General features: G+C 70.7%; 14 protein-coding genes. 8 read left to right on the top strand and 6 right to left on the bottom strand.

Features of this window, described 5'->3' with window-relative positions; genetic code table 11:
• Positions 1-85: 85 nt before the first annotated feature.
• Positions 86-2527, bottom strand: a complete 2442-nt coding sequence (locus tag ACTOWY_RS25020) for an AAA family ATPase (RefSeq protein ID WP_441312109.1) — start codon at positions 2525-2527, stop codon at positions 86-88.
• A 140-nt stretch (positions 2528-2667) separates the two neighbouring features.
• On the opposite strand from ACTOWY_RS25020, the gene ACTOWY_RS25015 reads away from it, so the two are divergent.
• On the top strand, positions 2668-4332 hold the full coding sequence (locus ACTOWY_RS25015; protein WP_441312108.1) for a purine-cytosine permease family protein: 1665 nt from the start codon (positions 2668-2670) through the stop codon (positions 4330-4332).
• On the opposite strand, the gene yidC is transcribed toward ACTOWY_RS25015, so the two are convergent.
• From yidC to ACTOWY_RS24995, 4 genes are all read right to left on the bottom strand, one after another.
• Positions 4284-4958, bottom strand: a complete 675-nt coding sequence (gene yidC, locus ACTOWY_RS25010) for a membrane protein insertase YidC (RefSeq protein WP_441312107.1) — start codon at positions 4956-4958, stop codon at positions 4284-4286. The genes ACTOWY_RS25015 and yidC overlap by 49 nt on opposite strands.
• A gap of 34 nt (positions 4959-4992) precedes the next feature.
• On the bottom strand, positions 4993-5253 hold the full coding sequence (locus tag ACTOWY_RS25005; protein ID WP_441312106.1) for a DUF6412 domain-containing protein: 261 nt from the start codon (positions 5251-5253) through the stop codon (positions 4993-4995).
• Positions 5254-5312: 59 nt separating this feature from the next.
• Positions 5313-5993, bottom strand: a complete 681-nt coding sequence (locus ACTOWY_RS25000) for an NIPSNAP family protein (protein ID WP_441312105.1) — start codon at positions 5991-5993, stop codon at positions 5313-5315.
• Positions 5994-6472: 479 nt separating this feature from the next.
• Positions 6473-6979, bottom strand: a complete 507-nt coding sequence (locus ACTOWY_RS24995) for an Lrp/AsnC family transcriptional regulator (RefSeq protein WP_441312104.1) — start codon at positions 6977-6979, stop codon at positions 6473-6475.
• 163 nt (positions 6980-7142) lie between these two features.
• Between ACTOWY_RS24995 and pdhA the strand changes: the two genes are divergently transcribed.
• The 7 genes from pdhA (at position 7143) to ACTOWY_RS24960 (ending at position 15409) form a co-directional block, all read left to right on the top strand.
• Positions 7143-8228, top strand: a complete 1086-nt coding sequence (gene pdhA / locus ACTOWY_RS24990) for a pyruvate dehydrogenase (acetyl-transferring) E1 component subunit alpha (RefSeq protein ID WP_441312103.1) — start codon at positions 7143-7145, stop codon at positions 8226-8228.
• Between the two features lie 3 nt (positions 8229-8231).
• On the top strand, positions 8232-9221 hold the full coding sequence (locus tag ACTOWY_RS24985) for an alpha-ketoacid dehydrogenase subunit beta (protein ID WP_441312102.1): 990 nt from the start codon (positions 8232-8234) through the stop codon (positions 9219-9221).
• Positions 9222-9250: 29 nt separating this feature from the next.
• Positions 9251-10735, top strand: coding sequence for a dihydrolipoamide acetyltransferase family protein (locus tag ACTOWY_RS24980; RefSeq protein WP_441312101.1), 1485 nt, complete (start codon positions 9251-9253; stop codon positions 10733-10735).
• Positions 10736-10856: 121 nt separating this feature from the next.
• Positions 10857-11234, top strand: a complete 378-nt coding sequence (locus ACTOWY_RS24975) for a PLDc N-terminal domain-containing protein (RefSeq protein ID WP_441312100.1) — start codon at positions 10857-10859, stop codon at positions 11232-11234.
• A gap of 2 nt (positions 11235-11236) precedes the next feature.
• On the top strand, positions 11237-11782 hold the full coding sequence (locus ACTOWY_RS24970; protein ID WP_441312099.1) for a GNAT family N-acetyltransferase: 546 nt from the start codon (positions 11237-11239) through the stop codon (positions 11780-11782).
• Positions 11783-11837: 55 nt separating this feature from the next.
• Entirely contained in the window at positions 11838-13604 is a 1767-nt protein-coding gene (locus ACTOWY_RS24965) for an IucA/IucC family protein (RefSeq protein WP_441312098.1), read from the top strand.
• On the top strand, positions 13601-15409 hold the full coding sequence (locus ACTOWY_RS24960; protein WP_441312097.1) for an IucA/IucC family protein: 1809 nt from the start codon (positions 13601-13603) through the stop codon (positions 15407-15409). The genes ACTOWY_RS24965 and ACTOWY_RS24960 overlap by 4 nt, the downstream gene beginning before the upstream one ends.
• Here the strand turns inward: ACTOWY_RS24960 and ACTOWY_RS24955 are convergent.
• The gene (locus ACTOWY_RS24955; RefSeq protein WP_441312096.1) at positions 15390-15896 is read right to left on the bottom strand and encodes a VOC family protein; all 507 of its coding nucleotides are present in this window, start codon (positions 15894-15896) and stop codon (positions 15390-15392) included. The genes ACTOWY_RS24960 and ACTOWY_RS24955 overlap by 20 nt on opposite strands.
• Positions 15897-16007 lie beyond the last annotated feature (111 nt).

Below are 16007 nucleotides of genomic sequence, written 5' to 3'. Positions count from 1 at the left end.
AACGCGGCGACCGCGAGCCGTTCCACCCTGATCCGCAACTCCAACGCCTCGAGCCGCCGCCGAGTGGCCGTCGTGATGTCCATTGCTACCGCCCCAGCAGGTGGGTGCAGGCCAGCCGCGCGGCCGCGATCTCGTCCTTGGTCACCGGTCCGGACTGAGAATTGCCGTGTGCGCCACCGTTCCAGTCGTTCAGGTGGGGTTTGCAAGCCTTGATGGCCAGGTCCACCACGTGCGGAGTCCCGGCGTTGGGCAGCAACTGCTTGGCCTTCTTGAGTCTTTGCTCGGTGGTCCGCCCGGCGTCGATCGCCATCAGCAGTGGCTCGACCGGGGTGCCGGTACGAGCGGCGTAGCACAGCACCGCGGTACGCAGCGCGTTGTCCAACGCCTGCCTGCACAGGCCCCGGAGCAGATCGTCAACGTGCACGGTGGTCTTGCTCTGCGCTTTCCTGACCATATCCAGGCTCTCCTCGGCATCCCGGAGCAGCACCGACCACATCTCGTCGACCGGGGTCAGCGAGACGATGCCGTCGCGCCGGGTGCGTTCGATCAGCAGGGTCTGGTGCGCCGGGTCCTTGGCGGTGATGTGCTCGCGCAGCCGGTCGTCGTGGGTGAGCACGATGATCCGGCGGTCCGCGGCCAGTTCGTGCAGCACGGTCGCCAGCTGGTCGACCCGCACCTCGTCGAAGGCGTGCACCGGGTCGTCCAGCACCAGGAACCCGAACGCGCCACCGTCCACTGTGGCCAGTAGCGGGGCCAGCAACAGGGCGTTGCGCTGGCCGGCGCTGAGCATCCCCAGTTCAAGCTCGGCGTCGGTCTCGTCCAGGATGGTGACCTCGGCCTTGGTCTGCATCACCTCAACTCCGGTCAGGCGCAGGCCTGCGTCGGCCAGCAATGAGTCCACCCGCTTGGCGGTGCGGTGGTTCAGCAGTCCCGCCTGCTCCTTGCGCAGCACGTTGATGGTCGTGGTGAGGTGGCTGTTCGCCCGGCTCCACTGATCCGCCGCCCTGGCCAGCTCGTTGTCGAGGGCCCACTGCTCGATCAGGTCGTCGAGTTCGGCCCGGCGGGCCCGGCGCCACTGGAGCAGCCGGTCGCTGTGCCGCACCGCCCGCGCCAGCAGGTCCGCGCATTCCTCGGTCCGCAGCCAGGCGCACAGCCGCTTGGCCGCCACGCACAGGTCCGGCCGGGGGTCGGTGCCCTGCGTGGTCACCGCCTGGCCGAACGCGGCGAGGTGACCGGCCGCGGTCGCGGGCAGGGTCAGACCGGCGTCCGTGAGCACCCGGCGCAGCGGTGGCACCACCACGTCGAGCGCATCGCGCAGCGTTTGCAGATCACCGCGGAAGGCCGCGATCCGGCCCTGGCCCGATCCGGTGCGCTCCACGTTGGCGCGCAGGTGGGTCAGCCAGTGCGGCTCGTCCGAGTCGCAGGCCGGGCACTGCCCGCCGGGATCGGGCAGGTTGACCGCGGCTTCGGCCAACCCGCGCAACGGACCGGACAGCCAGCCGTCCGGGGCACCCGCCCAGTCCCGCACGGCCTGCTCGGCGGTGTCCACAGCGGTCAGCAGTTCCTGGCACATCCGCTCGGTGATCTGATCATCGACGTTGCCGGGTTCGGTCAGTCCGGCTTCCGCGAGCCAGGCGCCGAGGTCCGCGCCCGGCTCCGGCCAGACCAACTCATCCAGTGCGGGCAGGTCCGGGTCGGCGAAGGTCTCGTCGACCTCCTCCACCCATTCCTTGGCCTCGCCAAGCGCCTCAAGCAGCCGCTTGCGCGCGTCCGCGGTGCTCTGCTTGTGCTCCTCGACCGCGGCGCGCAGGGTGAGCACGCAGCCGCCCAGTGCCAGCAGGGTCTCCAGGAACTCGCGCAGGTTCTTGGTGGTCTGCACCTCGCGTTCGACCGCGGCGTAGGCCAGCACCGGCGGCCGGGCGGTCAGCGCGGACAGCCAGGGCCCCGCCGGGAACGGCGTGGTCACCTCGACACCGGCCTCGGTCAGCGAACTCCGGCCGCGCACGCGGTCCCCGCCGCTGTCGAGTTCGCAGCCGAGCACCAGCTCGGCGTCACCACTGCGCAGGGTCACCTCGACCGAGGCGGCGACGGCGTCCCGGTTGGTGTGATTGCGGTTCCACAAACCGTTCCTGGCCACCGGCTTGCGGTCCAGGCTGGTCGAGCCGTGCAGGGCGGTCTCGATCGCATCGGCCAGCGTGGACTTGCCCGCGCCGTTGGGGCCGTAGACCACCGTGATTCCCGGCCCGGCCGGGAACTCCACTTCCAGCGGCTGGGTCTCGCCCACCCCCTGGTAGCCGCTCACCCTGAGTCTGGTGAGACACCACCTGCGCTGGACCAGGTGCTTGTCCTCCGCGGAGTCCGTCTCGGCCAATTCCCTGGCTAGCGCCAGCAACTGCTCCCAGGCCTCCCGGCTCGACCCCGCCGTCGCCTTGTCCCGGTGCTTCGTGATCCGGCGCACCAGATCCGCGAAGGTGACCAACCTCAGCTCCGGATCGCGGGCGACCCGAACTGTTCCACCCCTAGCCATGTTTCCTCCCATTGGCATGGCAACGGGTCAGGATGTCGTGTTGATCATCCATTGGCAAACTACTAGGCGGTAATCACCGGAACCTGTTCGTCATGGCCCTGCCGCATGCTGGAAACACGGTGTTCTTAGCGTCCGCAGGCATGACGGTGGACGAGCAGGTGGCAGCTCGCCGGGTGGACGCGGGTACCCGGGAGACGCTGGAGGACTACACGCTGCGGTTCGCGCCGCGGAGCTACCGGCGCTGGACGCCCGCGGTGGTGGGCGGGTCGGCGCTGGGTGGCATGGCGTACATGGCGGACTTCTCGATCGGCGCCGGGATCGGGCTGAATCACGGTACGCTCAACGCATTGTTGTCGATCCTGGTGGCGGCCGGGGTCATTTTCGTGACGGGTTTTCCGCTGGCCTACTACGCGGCGCGGTACAACCTGGACCTCGACCTGATCACCCGGGGCTCTGGTTTCGGATACTACGGGTCGGTGCTCACGAGTGTGATCTTCGCGAGTTTCACGTTCATCTTCTTCGCCCTTGAGGGCTCGATCATGGCCCAGGGACTGCGTTTTGGGCTTGGGTTGCCGTTGTGGCTGGGTTATCTGGTGTCCACGTTGGTGATCATTCCGCTGGTGGTCTACGGGATGCGCACGCTGGCCCGGTTGCAGACCTGGACAAATCCGTTGTGGCTGGTGCTGATCGTGTTGCCGCTGGCCTACCTGGTGCTGGCCGATCCCGGTTCGGTGCAACGGTTCCTGGACCACCCTGGCAAGGGGTCGGGGCAGGTGACGGCGGCCGCGGTGATGCTCGGGGCCGGGGTGTGCCTGTCGTTGATGGCGCAGATCGGTGAGCAGATCGACTACCTGCGGTTCATGCCGCCGCGGACGGCGGCGAACCGGCGGTCCTGGTGGACCGCGGTGGTGCTGGCCGGGCCGGGCTGGGTGGTTTTCGGCGCGCTGAAGCAGGCGATCGGGGTGTTCCTGGCCGTCTACATCGCCGACAGCGTGGGGCTGACCCGCGCGGTGGAGCCGATCGAGCAGTTCACCGCGGCCTTCCGGCAGCTCATGCCGGGCTGGCTGGTGGTGCCGCTGGCGTTGCTGCTGGTGGTGCTGAGCCAGGTGAAGATCAACGTGACCAACGCGTACTCGGGTTCGCTGGCCTGGACCAACTCCTTCACCAGGACCACCCGGCGGTACCCGGGGCGGCTGGTGTTCGTGGTGGTCAACCTGGGCATCGCACTGGCGCTGATGGAGGCGGACATGTTCAGCTTCCTCAACGGATTGCTGAGCTTCTACTCCAACTGCGCCATCGCCTGGGTGGTCACGGTGGCCACCGACATCATGGTCAACAAGCGACTGCTGGGACTCTCGCCGGCCGTCCCGGAGTTCCGCCGCGGCATGCTGTACGCGGTCAATCCCGTTGGTGTGGTGTCCTTCCTGGCCTCCTCGGGCATCTCCATCTCGATCTACTTCGGCCTGTTCGGCGACGCGCTGCAGCCCTACTCGCCGCCGGTCGCGGTGCTGATCGCGCTGGTGCTGACGCCGTTGCTGGCGGTGCTCACCAAGGGCCGGTTCTACCTGCGGCGCATCGACGACGGGATCGACGAGCCACTGCTGGACGCCGACGGGAACCCGAGCGGCGCCCGGTACGAATGCGTGGTGTGCCACCAGGAATACGAGCGGCCGGACGTGCTCGCCAGCGCGGCCGGTGGCGTGATCTGCTCGCTGTGCCTGAGCACCGACCGCACCGGCGTGCACGTCCTGCCCGCTCAGCCCCGCACGGGCGCCGGGATCTCCTTGGGCACCACGGCGTCGTAGACCGCGCGCTGGGCGATGGTCCAGGTGGTCGTGGTGAGCAGGTAGATCGCGGTGGCCAGCGGCAGGAACAGGCTGAACACCACCAGGACGAAGGGCAGCAGGCGCACCAGGACGCTCGTCGTGCCCGCCCGCGCGGCGAGTTGTCCTGACCAATAGGCGGTGGCGGCCAGCAACAGGAGCAGGCTGGCGGCGACCAGCGGGTGCGTGCCGAGCAGAGTGAAGACCCGCTCACCCAGTGGCGCGCCGAACAGGTCGTGTGCGAGCAGGCCGTTGGGCTGCCCGGCCACCGTGTCGGAGAGGAACAGCCGGTACATCACGAAGAAGAACGGCGCCTGGGCCAGGGTGGGCAGCATCCCGGCGAACAGTGAACCGCCTTCGGCCTGCGCCTTGGCCAGTTCGCGTTCCAGGCGCTTGGGGCTGTTCTTGTGCGTTTCCTGGAGGTCGCGGAGCTTGGTCAGCCAGGCCGAGCGCTTCCGTTCGCCGCGCAGGGCGGCCAGGCTCAGCGGCAGTAGCAGGGTGCGCACGAGCAGGGTGAAGACGATGATCGCGCCGACGGTGTGCAGGGGGCCGCCGAGGGCGGACACCACGAGGTACGCGCCGTGCACCGGCGCGTCGAAGATGGACATGTGTGACCCAGTTTTCGCTTGTCAGGTAAGGGAATCAGGCGAAGGCGCGGGTCACGCCGGGGGCTCGGGGACGGGGACGGCCGGGGGCGTCCGGATCGCCGAGGCGGAGATAGCGGTTGTGCGCGATGCGGCCGAGCAGGTCCGGGATCCAGGGCTGGCCTGCGGCGGGCAGGCTGCGCCGGACCTGGGCGGCGAGCTGGGTGGTGAGCAGGACAGCCAGCAGCGCCACGACCGCGATCGTGGTCAGCAGCAGTGTGTCGGGCGACCCGACCAGCGCCAGCCAAAGCCCCTGCACGCCAGGTCAACGAGCGGCGGGCGGGCGGAGTTCCCGACGCCGCCGCCCGCCGGGCTCCGCTACTTCAGCGCCGACCCGGCGGTGGGCAGCAGCGGCAACGCGGTCGGCTCGGCGCGCAACCGGGCGCGCAGCCGCGTCCAGGCGGCGGTGCGCACCCTGGCCGACTCGTGCCCGGCCAGCGCCACCGTCGAGCTGAACCGGGTCAGCCAGAGGAAGGCGTGCTCGCCGGCGCGCACCGGCAGCCGGGGGAAGGTGTTCTCCGCGTACTCGGTGCTGAACGCGGCGGGCGCGGGCGCGCCGGTCTCGGCGAGCATCGGCGCGACCTCCTCCCGGAAGAGCGCGCGGAACTCCGCGTCCACCGGGCGGTCCAGGAAGCACAGCGTGGCCAGGTAGACCCCTGGCCAGGCGCGCAGGCCGGCGGACAGCTCGCCGGACTCGGGGCTGAGCAGCAGCACGTCGGCCGAGTCGATCATCGTGGCGTTGGCCGCGGCCCGGTGCGCTGCCCACACCGGGCCGTCGTAGAAGGCGGTCAGCGCGGCCTGGCGGGCGGCCATGTCCGGGAAACCACGCAGCCAGACGAACCGGTCCGGGTCCACCGGGGTGCGGAACTGGCCGAGCACCCGGATGCCTGCCGCCTCCTGGGTGGCCACGAACTCCCGGTCGAACAGCTCGATCAGGTCGTCCCGGCGACCCGGATGGAGGGTGTATTGACGCAGTTCGATCACGGAGGGATACGACATGGGGCTCCTCTGTCCAGGGAGCCGCACGGTATGGCCCTTTCGCTGCCATCTTCTGACAGTGTTTGGCAGCTGTGACCGCTCACACGCCCACGCACAGTCACATACTGTTAAGAAACTTGATGGAGCATCACCCATTTGTTGGCCTCATTCCGTTGAGACCCAAGTCACAACGTGCGATCCTGTGACGCAGGGATCACCACAGTGGGGAAGGCTGTGATCGTCAATGGCGACCGAAGCAGATGCCTGGTCAACGTTGTTGGACACCTATCGACAGGCGGCGGTTCAGACCCTGAGCTGCCATTTCTGCGCCGACAACCGGTGCAGCGCCTGCAACCAGGTCTGGCCGTGCACCGCGGCCTGCGCCGCCGAGTTCACCCTTGATCTGGACTGAGCGGCACACCGGCAACACCTGAACCAAGCACCCGCGTCACCACCTGAGCCCGTCGCATCGGCCCGTCCGAACGCGGCGGGCTCCCGTGTTACCCAGAGAACACACCCGTCTCCCGCTCCAGCACGCCGACCAGTGGCAGCACCCGGTGCGGGACCCTGGCGTTGAGCGCGACCTCGGTCCGGGTCCGGACCACGCCCGGTGTGTTGATCATCCGCTCGATCACCGCCTCCAGGTGCCGGTTGTCCCTGGCCACCACCCGGCACAGGATGTCGCCCTCCCCCGCGATCGAGTGCGCCTCGATCAGCTCGGGAATGGCCGCCAGGCTGCGCGGGACCTCGGCGAAGCGCTCCTGCGAGACGTCCACGTGCACGAAGGCCAGCACCGGGTAGCCCATCGCGGCCGGGGACAGCCGCGGCGCGAAGCCGTCGATCACCCCGTCCTTGACCAGCCGGTCCAGCCGCGACTGCACCGTCGCCCGCGCCACACCGAGCAGGCGGGCATACTCGCGCACGCCCGCCCTAGGCTGCTCCATAGCCAGCCTGAGCACCGCGAGGTCGAGTTTGTCGAAGGACGTCGAAGACGACGAAGTGGTCACTGGGCCCCTCCGGAGGACGGTTCAGTACCGGTTCAGGAAGGGTGACCGGCGCCACCCGACTGTGCCATTGGTAAAGAATTTGCGCCAGCTATTGAGCCAACGGCCAGGTTTCGCTGAGATGGGCCACACTACTTGGCAGCGGAGCCGAGGAGAGGAGCACGCGGTGACCGTCACCACGGACCAGATGGTCCAGCTGATCACCCCGACGGGTGAGCGGCGGCCGCACCCCGTGTACGAGGGGCTGATCGCCGATCTGGACGGCGCGGCCCTGCGCGGGTTGTACGAGGACCTGGTGGTCGTGCGGCGGATCGACGCCGAGGGCACCGCCCTGCAGCGGCAGGGCCAGCTCGGGCTGTGGGCGCCCATGCTCGGCCAGGAGGCCGCGCAGATCGGCTCCGGCCGGGCGCTGCAGACCGAGGACTTCGTCTTCCCCAGCTACCGCGAGCACGGCGTGGCCTACTGCCGCGGCGTCGACCCGGCCGATGTGTTCGGCATGTGGCGCGGCACCAGCCTGAGCTGCTGGGACCCCTACGACATCAACATGGCCATCCCGGCGATCATCATCGGCGCCCAGGGCCTGCATGCCACCGGCTACGCGCTGGGGCTCAAGCGGGACGGGGTCGAGGCCGCCGCGGTCGCCTACTTCGGCGACGGCGCCACCAGCCAGGGCGATATCGCCGAGGCGCTCGGCTTCTCCGCCACCTATCAGGCGCCGGTGGTCTTCTTCTGCCAGAACAACCACTGGGCCATCTCCGAGCCGGTCGGCCTGCAGGCCCAGGTGCCGATCTACCAGCGCGCGGCCGGCTACGGCATGCCCGGCATCCAGGTGGACGGCAACGACGTGCTCGCCGTGCTCGCGGTGACCCGCTGGGCGCTGCAGCGCGCCCGTGAGGGCAGCGGACCGGCGCTGATCGAGGCGGTCACCTACCGGATGGGCCCGCACACCACCGCGGACGACCCCACCCGCTACCGCCCCACCGGCGAGCTGGAGGAGTGGCGCGAACGCGACCCGCTGACCCGGATGCTGGCCCTGCTGCAGCGCGAGGGCCTGGCCGACGAGGCCTACCTGGAGGGCGTGCGGGCCAAGGCCGACGCGGTCGCCGCCGAGCTGCGCGCGGGCTGCCTGGCCCTGCCCGACCCGGCGCCGCTGAGCATGTTCGACAACGTCTACGCCGAAGCGCACCCCCTCGTCGCGGAGGAGCGCGCCCAGTACGCGGCCTACCTCGACGGGTTCGAAGGGAGCAACTGACCGATGGCGACCACCAGGATGTCCATGGCCAAGGCCCTCAACGCGGGGCTGCGCAAGGCGATGGAGCAGGACCCCAGGGTCGTGCTGATGGGCGAGGACATCGGCAAGCTCGGCGGTGTCTTCCGGGTCACCGACGGTCTGCAGAAGGACTTCGGCGAGGACCGGGTGATGGACACCCCGCTGGCCGAGTCCGGGATCATCGGCACCGCGGTCGGCCTGGCCTTCCGCGGTTACCGGCCGGTCTGCGAGATCCAGTTCGACGGCTTCATCTACCCGGCCTTCGACCAGATCGTCTCCCAGGTGGCCAAGCTGCACTACCGGTCCCAGGGCAACGTGAAGATGCCGCTGACCATCCGGGTGCCCTTCGGCGGCGGGATCGGCGCGGTGGAGCACCACTCCGAGTCGCCGGAGGCCTACTTCGCGCACACCGCCGGTCTGCGCGTGGTGGCCTGCGCGGACTCCGACGACGCCTACGGGATGCTGCAGCAGGCCATCGCCAGCGACGACCCGGTGCTGTTCTTCGAGCCCAAGCGGCTCTACCAGCACAAGGGCGAAGTCGACCTGGACCGCGCGCTGACCAGCCGGGAACCGCTGCACCAGGCCCGGATCGCGCGCAGCGGCACCGACCTCACCGTGGCCGCCTACGGTCCGGTGGTCGGCACCGCGCTGGCCGCAGCCGAGGCCGCGGCGGCGGAGGGCGTCTCGATCGAGGTCGTCGACCTGCGCACGCTGTCCCCGGTGGACTTCGACACCCTGGAGCAGTCCGTGCTGCGCACCGGCAGGCTCGTGGTCACGCACGAGGCCGCGGTGTTCATGGGCATGGGCGCGGAGATCGCGGCGCGGATCACCGAGCGCTGCTTCTACCACCTGGAGGCCCCGGTGCTGCGGGTCGGCGGGTTCCACCTGCCCTACCCGGCCAGCAAGCTCGAGGAGCACCACCTGCCCGACCTCGACCGCCTGCTGCACGCCACCGACCGCGTGCTCGCGTACTGATCCCCTCACCTGAGTTTCCTGGAGCGGAAGTGGCCGACCTCAAGCAGTTCAACCTCCCCGACCTGGGGGAGGGCCTCACCGAGGCCGAGCTGATCACCTGGCACGTGGGCCCCGGCGAGACGGTGGCGCTCAACCAGATCATCGCCGAGGTGGAGACCGCCAAGGCCGCGGTGGAGATGCCCTCGCCGTACGCGGGCACCGTGGTGGCGCTGCACCACGAGCCGGGCAGCACGATGGAGGTGGGCTCGCCGTTCATCACCATCGACTGCGGTGGCGAGGGCTCGGCCACCGCGCCCGCCGCTGCCCCGCCCGCGGCTCCGGAGCCAGCCGCCGAGGCGCCAGCGGAGCGGGAGAGCGTGCTGGTCGGCTACGGGGCGAAGACCTCGACGAGCAACCGGCGGCGTCCGCGCAAGGACACCCCGGCCCGCCCGGCGAGCACCCCCGCGACCCCGGCCGCCACCGCACCGCACCCGGCCCCGGTCGCCACCACCCCGGCGGCACCCGCCCGGACCACTCCGGTGGCATCCGCCCAGCCCGCCGCCCGGGTCGCTCCGGCTGCTCCCGTCGGACCCGCGGCCTCGGCCGCTCCCGGCTCGCTGGCCGCGCGCAGTTCCCGGCCGGCGGCCAAGCCGCCGGTGCGCAAGCTGGCCAAGGATCTCGACATCGATCTGTCCACCGTGGTCGGCACCGGTCCGCAGGGCACGATCACCCGCCAGGACCTGTTGTCCGCCAACGGCAACGGCTCTCCCGCCGCGGCCGTGGCCCCGGTCGCCGAACCGGTCGCGCCCGCCGCGCCCGCGTTCGACCCGGCCGCCCGTGAGGACCGCGTCCCGGTGCGCGGGGTGCGCAAGCTCACCGCGGAGGCCATGGTCGCCAGCGCGTTCACCGCGCCGCACGTCACCGAGTTCATCACCATCGACGTGACCCCGACCATGGAGCTGCTGGCCGAGCTGCGGGAGAGCCCCGCCTTCGCCGGGATCAAGCTCACCCCGCTCGCGCTGATCGCCAAGGCGCTGCTGCTCGCGGTGCGCCGCAACCCGACGGTCAACTCCCGCTGGGACGAGGCGAACCAGGAGATCGTGCTCCCCCGCTACGTCAACCTGGGCATCGCCGCGGCCACCCCGCGCGGGCTGATGGTGCCCAACATCAAGGACGCCGACCGGCTCAGCCTGATCGACCTGGCCAAGGCCCTCGGCGAGCTGACCCTGACCGCCAAGGACGGCAAGACCCCGCCTGCCGACCTGAGCGGTGGCACGATCACCATCACCAACGTCGGGGTGTTCGGAGTGGACACCGGCACGCCGATCATCAACCCGGGCGAGGCCGCGATCCTGTGCCTGGGCGCGATCCGCAAGCAGCCCTGGGTGCACAACGACGAGCTGGCGATCCGGCAGGTCACCACGCTCGCGCTGTCCTTCGACCACCGGCTGGTCGACGGGGAGCAGGGGTCCCGGTTCCTGGCCGACCTGGCCGCGATCCTGTCCGACACCCGCAACTTCGTCGCCTACGGCTGAGTCGGGCGGAGTCTTCGGCTGAGTCGCGAACGGGGGTGGCGGAACGGGATCACCGCCGCCCCCGATCGTGCGATACTGGGCGCTGCTCCAACCGGGTGTCCAAGGGGAAGGGACGAGCGGAATGCCGTTCGTAGGCGTGTTCGGGCTGTTGGTACTGGCCCTGTGGATCTTCTGCATCATCGACGTGATCCGCACGCCCGACGGTGAGACCAACCACCTGCCGAAGATGCTGTGGCTGATGATCGTGATCATCATTCCCACCGTCGGTTCGATCGTGTGGCTGGTGCTCGGCCGTCCGCAGGGCCTGCTCAGCAACGATCCCGGCGCCCGGGGCGCGAACCCGAAGGTGGCCAACCGGTTCCCGGAGTACGACCGGCCGGGCAGGCACGTCGCGCAGAGCCCGGATGACGACGAGGCGTTCCTGCGCAGCCTGCGCGAGCGGGTCGAAGAGCAGCGCCGCGCCGCCCGTCAGCAGGACAAGAAGGAAGACGACAAGTAGACGTGCTGCTGGACCCGGCCGACTGCGCCCGGGAGCTGGACTGCGGCCGGTTCACCCTGCGCCGCCTGGACCCGGTCCTCGACCTGGACCTGCTGCACGCCTGGATGAACGATCCCGCCGTGGCCGAGTTCTGGGAACTGGCCAGATCCCGGCCGGAGATCGCCGACTACCTGCGTTTCCAGTCCGGCAACGGCTACTGCGCGCCCAGCCTCGGCCTGCTGGACGGGGTCCCGATGAGCTACTGGGAGCTGTACGACCCGTGGCGGGAGGGCCTGGCCGGGCACTACCCGGCCGAGCCAGGTGACATCGGCCTGCACCTGCTCATCGGCCCCGGCTCGGCCAGGGGACGTGGGCTGGGCGCCCCGCTGCTGCGCGCGGTCACCGACTGGCAGTTCGCCCAGGACCAGCGGGTCCGGCGGATCGTGGCCGAGCCCGATGTGCGCAACCTGGCCTCGATCCGGGTGTTCGAGCGCGCCGGTTTCGCCTGTCACGGCGAGCTGGAACTACCCGGCAAACGTGCCGCTTTCATGATCCGCGCCACCCCCTGAACGCGACTTTCCCCGTCTAAGCTCCGAATCGGTGATCACGACGGAGGAGGCGCGCATGGCGGAGCCGGAGCGCATGCTGGAGCCGGAGCGGGTGGCAGCGCCGGAGCGCGCAGCGGTGGCTGAACGCGATGCCGACGCGGCCGCGGTGCAGAACCTGGTGCGCTGCTGGCTACGGGAGTTCCCGGCCGAATGCCCTGCCGGGGACGTGCTGACACTGGCACTGCCCAGCCTCGGCGTCAGCGTGCGGGTCCCGCTGGCCTACACCTCCGCGGTCGGCTGGCACCGCTTCGGCCCGGTCAGCCTGCACACCGGCGCCGAACTGGACGCCACCACCCTGGCCGCCCTGCTCGCCTTCGAGGCGGCCGCCCGCCGCCAGGGCACCGCGGTGGACACCGCGGGCTTCGTCGGCCGGGTGGTCGACTCCCGCAACCGGGTCGCCCACCACCTCGCGGTCCGCGCCGGAGTGCCCGAGGACGCCGAGCCGAACCCGTTCCTGCGCGCCGAACAGGCCGCCGTGCTCGGCCATCCGCTGCACCCGGCGCCGAAGAGCCGGGAGGGCCTGAGCCCGGCCGAGGCCGATGCCTACTCCCCCGAGCTGCGCGGCGGTTTCCCACTGCACTACTTCGCCGCCGATCCGTCGATCGTGGCCGAGGACTCCGCACTGGGCCGCCCGGCGCACGAGCTGTTCGCCGAACTGGCCGGCCCGGACCTGCGGTTGCCGCCCGGCACCGTCGCGGTGCCCGCACACCCTTGGCAGGCAAGGGAAATCCGCAGCCGCCCGAGCATCCGCGCGCTGCTGGAGCAGGGTCTGCTGCACGACCTGGGCCCGCTCGGCCCGCACTGGCGGCCGACCTCCTCGGTGCGCACCCTGTTCCGCCACGACGCCCCGGTGATGCTCAAGTTCTCCCTGGGCATCCGGATCACCAACTCCAAGCGGGAGAACCTGCGCCCGGAACTGGCCCGCGGCCTCCAGGTGCACCGGTTGCTGGAGGCCGGTCTGGCCGAGGCCATCGCCGCCGCGCACCCCGGCTTCGGCATCGTCGGTGACCCGGCCTGGCAGGCGGTCAGCACCCCCGGTTCGACCGCGGAAACCGGTCTGGAGGTGGTGGTCCGGGACAGCCCGTTCGGCACCGCGGACCGGGTCGGCGTGGTCGCCGGCCTCATCGCCGACCGCCCCGACCAGCCCACCGGCCGCTCCCAGCTCGCCACCATCGTGCAAGACCTGGCCGCCCGCTCCGGCCGCCCGGTCGAGGAGATCGCCGGCGAATGGTTCGACCGGTACCTGGAAGCCCTGATCGTCCCGGTGCTCTGGCTCTACGCCGCCCACGGCCTCGGCCTGGAGGCCCACCAGCAGAACACCCTGCTGGTGCTGGACGAACACGGCTGGCCGGTCGGTGGCCGCTACCGGGACAACCAGGGCTACTACTACTCGCAGACCCGCAGCCAACGGCTGTACCGGTGGTTCCCGGACGTCGGCAAGGACCTGGGCACCTACTGCCCGGACGAGCTGATCGACGAACGCCTGGGTTACTACGTCGGCATCAACAACGTCCTCGGCATGATCGGCGCCCTCGGTTCGGCCGGCCTGGCCGACGAACGCGACCTGCTCGCCACCGCCCGCCGCACCCTCGGCCGCCTCTACGCCGAACACGGCGACGACCTCCGCCTGGCCGCCCTGCTGCTGGACGCCCCGACCTTGCCCTGCAAGGGAAACCTGCTCACCCAGGCGCACGGCATGGACGAACTGGTCGGCCCGCTGGAGTCGCAGTCGGTGTACGTGCCGGTGCCCAATCCGCTGGCGGTGCCGGGAGCCGTGGCATGACGGCCCCTGGCCTGACCGCCGGTGACGTGGGCGAGCACGGCCGGTCCGCCTGGCGCGCCGCCGGAAAGGCGTTGGTGGCCAAGGCGATCGCCGAGTTCTGCTACGAGGAGCTGCTCACCCCAGTCACCGAGGCAGACCACCACCGCCTCGTTTTCCCCGCCGCCACCTACACCTTCACCGCCACCCGCGGCGCGTTCGGGGCCTGGCGGGTGGCCGAGGATTCACCACACCGCAGCGGAATCGACGGCACCAGCAAGTCCGCCGAGGACCCGCTGCTGTTCCTCACCGACGCCCGCACCGCCCTCGGCCTGGACGGCCCGACCCTGGCCGAGGCCCTGCGCGACCTCACCGCCACCTGGACCGCCGACGCCCACCTGCTGGCCACCCGGCCCACCGCCACCGGCCTGGCCGAGTTGTGCTACGCCGAACTGGAGTCCTGGCAACAGGGCCACCCCTGCATCCTGCTCAACAAGGGCCGCCTGGGCTTCTCCGCCGCCGACACCCGCCGCTACGCGCCCGAGCACCGCCAGAGCTTCCGCCTGCCCTGGCTCGCCGTGCACCGGGAGCTGGCCGCCTTCGCCGCCGTGCCCGGCCTGAGCGCGGACACCCTGCTCGCCGAAGAGCTGGATCCCGCTACCCGCCACCGCTTCGCCGCCCGCCTGGACCACCCGGCGGACTACGTCTGGCTGCCGGTGCACCCGTTCCACCTGGAGAACGCGGTCCGCCCGCTGTTCGCCCAGCAGCTCGCCGAGGGCCGGATCGTCGAACTGGGCGAGGCCCCGGACCACTACCGCGCACTGGCCTCGGTGCGCACCCTGGTCAACGTCGACCACCCGGACAAGCGCAACGTCAAGCTGGCCCTGCTGATCCGCAACACCCTGGTCTGGCGCGGCCTGCCCGCCGAGTCCGCCGCCCAGGCGCCCGAGGTCACCCGCTGGCTGCACCTGCTGCCGCACCGCGACCCGTACCTGGCCGGGCGCATGGATCTGCTCGGCGAGGTCGCCTCGGTCGCCGTGCACCACCCGGGTTTCGCCGCGGTCCCGGACGCGCCCTACCGCTACCACGAACTGCTCGGCGCGATCTGGCGCGAACCCGCGACCGGCTACCTGGCCGAGGGCGAACGCGCCCGCTCCCTTGCCACCCTGCTGCTGACCGGTTCCGATGGCCGGGCCCTGATCGCGGAACTCGTCGATCGGTCCACCGTGGACGCCCGGACCTGGCTGGCCGCGTTCCTGCGCGCGGTGCTACCCGGCCTGCTGCATGCCTTGCACGGCAACGGGATCGCCTTCTGCCCGCACGGCGAGAACACCCTGGTGGTCTACGGTCCGGATGAGCTGCCCCGGCGGATCATGCTGAAGGACTTCGCCGAGGACGTGAAGCTGCGCACCGAGCAGCTGCCCGGCTACGCCGACCTCGCCGAGCCAGCCAAGGCCGTGTTGCTCCGGTGGCGGCCAGATCAGCTCGCGCACTCCATCCTGTCCGCCATGTTCACCGGCCACTTCCGCTTCCTCACCCCGATCCTGGAACAGCATCTGGGCGTCGGCGAGGAGGAGTTCTGGGGTCTGGTGCGCGCGGAACTGCTCGCCTATCGCGCCCGGTTCCCCGAACTGGCGGCCCAGCACGAGGAGTACGGGTTCACCGCGCCGGAGTTCGACCGGGTCAGCCTCAACCGCGAGCAGCTCACCGGCGGCGGTTTCCACGACCGGGCGGAGAAGGACGAGAACTTCGACGTCGTCCACCGCACGGTGCCGAACCCGCTGTGCGCCAGCACGTCTACGCCCGTGGTCACCCCGCCGTCGGCGTGACCAGGTCCGAGCCGGACACGTACCGCATCGCCTCGACGAACTCCGGCAGCTGCATGCGCCGGTACACCTCCTCCTCGGGCAGGTCCTCGATCCGGGTGTGCAGCCACCACAGGTTGCCGAACGGGTCCCGCACCCGGCCGACCCGGTCCCCGAAGAACAGGTAGGTCATCTCGGTGACCGACTCCGCGCCGGCGGCCACCGCCTTGGCGTGCACGGCATCCGCGTCCTCCAGGTAGAGCCGCAGGTGCGCCGGGGTGGCCGGCCAGTGCGGCCGGGAGTCGAAGAGCATGACGACCGAATCGCCGATGCGCACCTCGGCGTGCCCGATCGCGCCGGTCTCCTCATCCTGCACCCGGCCCAGCTCGGTCGCGCCGAACACCGCGCCCAGCCAGTCGATCAGCTCCGCGGTGCGCGGGCCGATGATCCACGGCGTCACCGTGTGGTAGCCCTCGGGCATGAAGCTCTTGGCGGGGAACGGAACCGTCATCGTGATCTCCTCGGTCTGCGCTGCTGGTCCGGGCGCTCGTCCGCGCCGCTGAGAACCAACCTAGGGACCAAGTAGGAACGATTCGGTCCTAGATCTCGGGCGGCTAGGATT

It is taken from the genome of Crossiella sp. CA198, from assembly GCF_052078295.1.
GTDB lineage: Bacteria > Actinomycetota > Actinomycetes > Mycobacteriales > Pseudonocardiaceae > Crossiella.
This window is presented reverse-complemented; position numbering and strand designations above follow the sequence as displayed.

Coding starts and splice junctions, on each gene's coding strand:
- ACTOWY_RS24955 (WP_441312096.1), bottom strand. CDS start 15,896: ATGACGGTTCCGTTCCCCGCCAAGAGCTTCATGCCCGAGGGCTACCAC.
- ACTOWY_RS25020 (WP_441312109.1), bottom strand. CDS start 2,527: ATGGCTAGGGGTGGAACAGTTCGGGTCGCCCGCGATCCGGAGCTGAGG.
- yidC (WP_441312107.1), bottom strand. CDS start 4,958: ATGTCCATCTTCGACGCGCCGGTGCACGGCGCGTACCTCGTGGTGTCC.
- ACTOWY_RS25015 (WP_441312108.1), top strand. CDS start 2,668: ATGACGGTGGACGAGCAGGTGGCAGCTCGCCGGGTGGACGCGGGTACC.
- ACTOWY_RS25000 (WP_441312105.1), bottom strand. CDS start 5,993: ATGTCGTATCCCTCCGTGATCGAACTGCGTCAATACACCCTCCATCCG.
- ACTOWY_RS24960 (WP_441312097.1), top strand. CDS start 13,601: ATGACGGCCCCTGGCCTGACCGCCGGTGACGTGGGCGAGCACGGCCGG.
- ACTOWY_RS24975 (WP_441312100.1), top strand. CDS start 10,857: ATGCCGTTCGTAGGCGTGTTCGGGCTGTTGGTACTGGCCCTGTGGATC.
- ACTOWY_RS24985 (WP_441312102.1), top strand. CDS start 8,232: ATGGCGACCACCAGGATGTCCATGGCCAAGGCCCTCAACGCGGGGCTG.
- ACTOWY_RS24965 (WP_441312098.1), top strand. CDS start 11,838: ATGGCGGAGCCGGAGCGCATGCTGGAGCCGGAGCGGGTGGCAGCGCCG.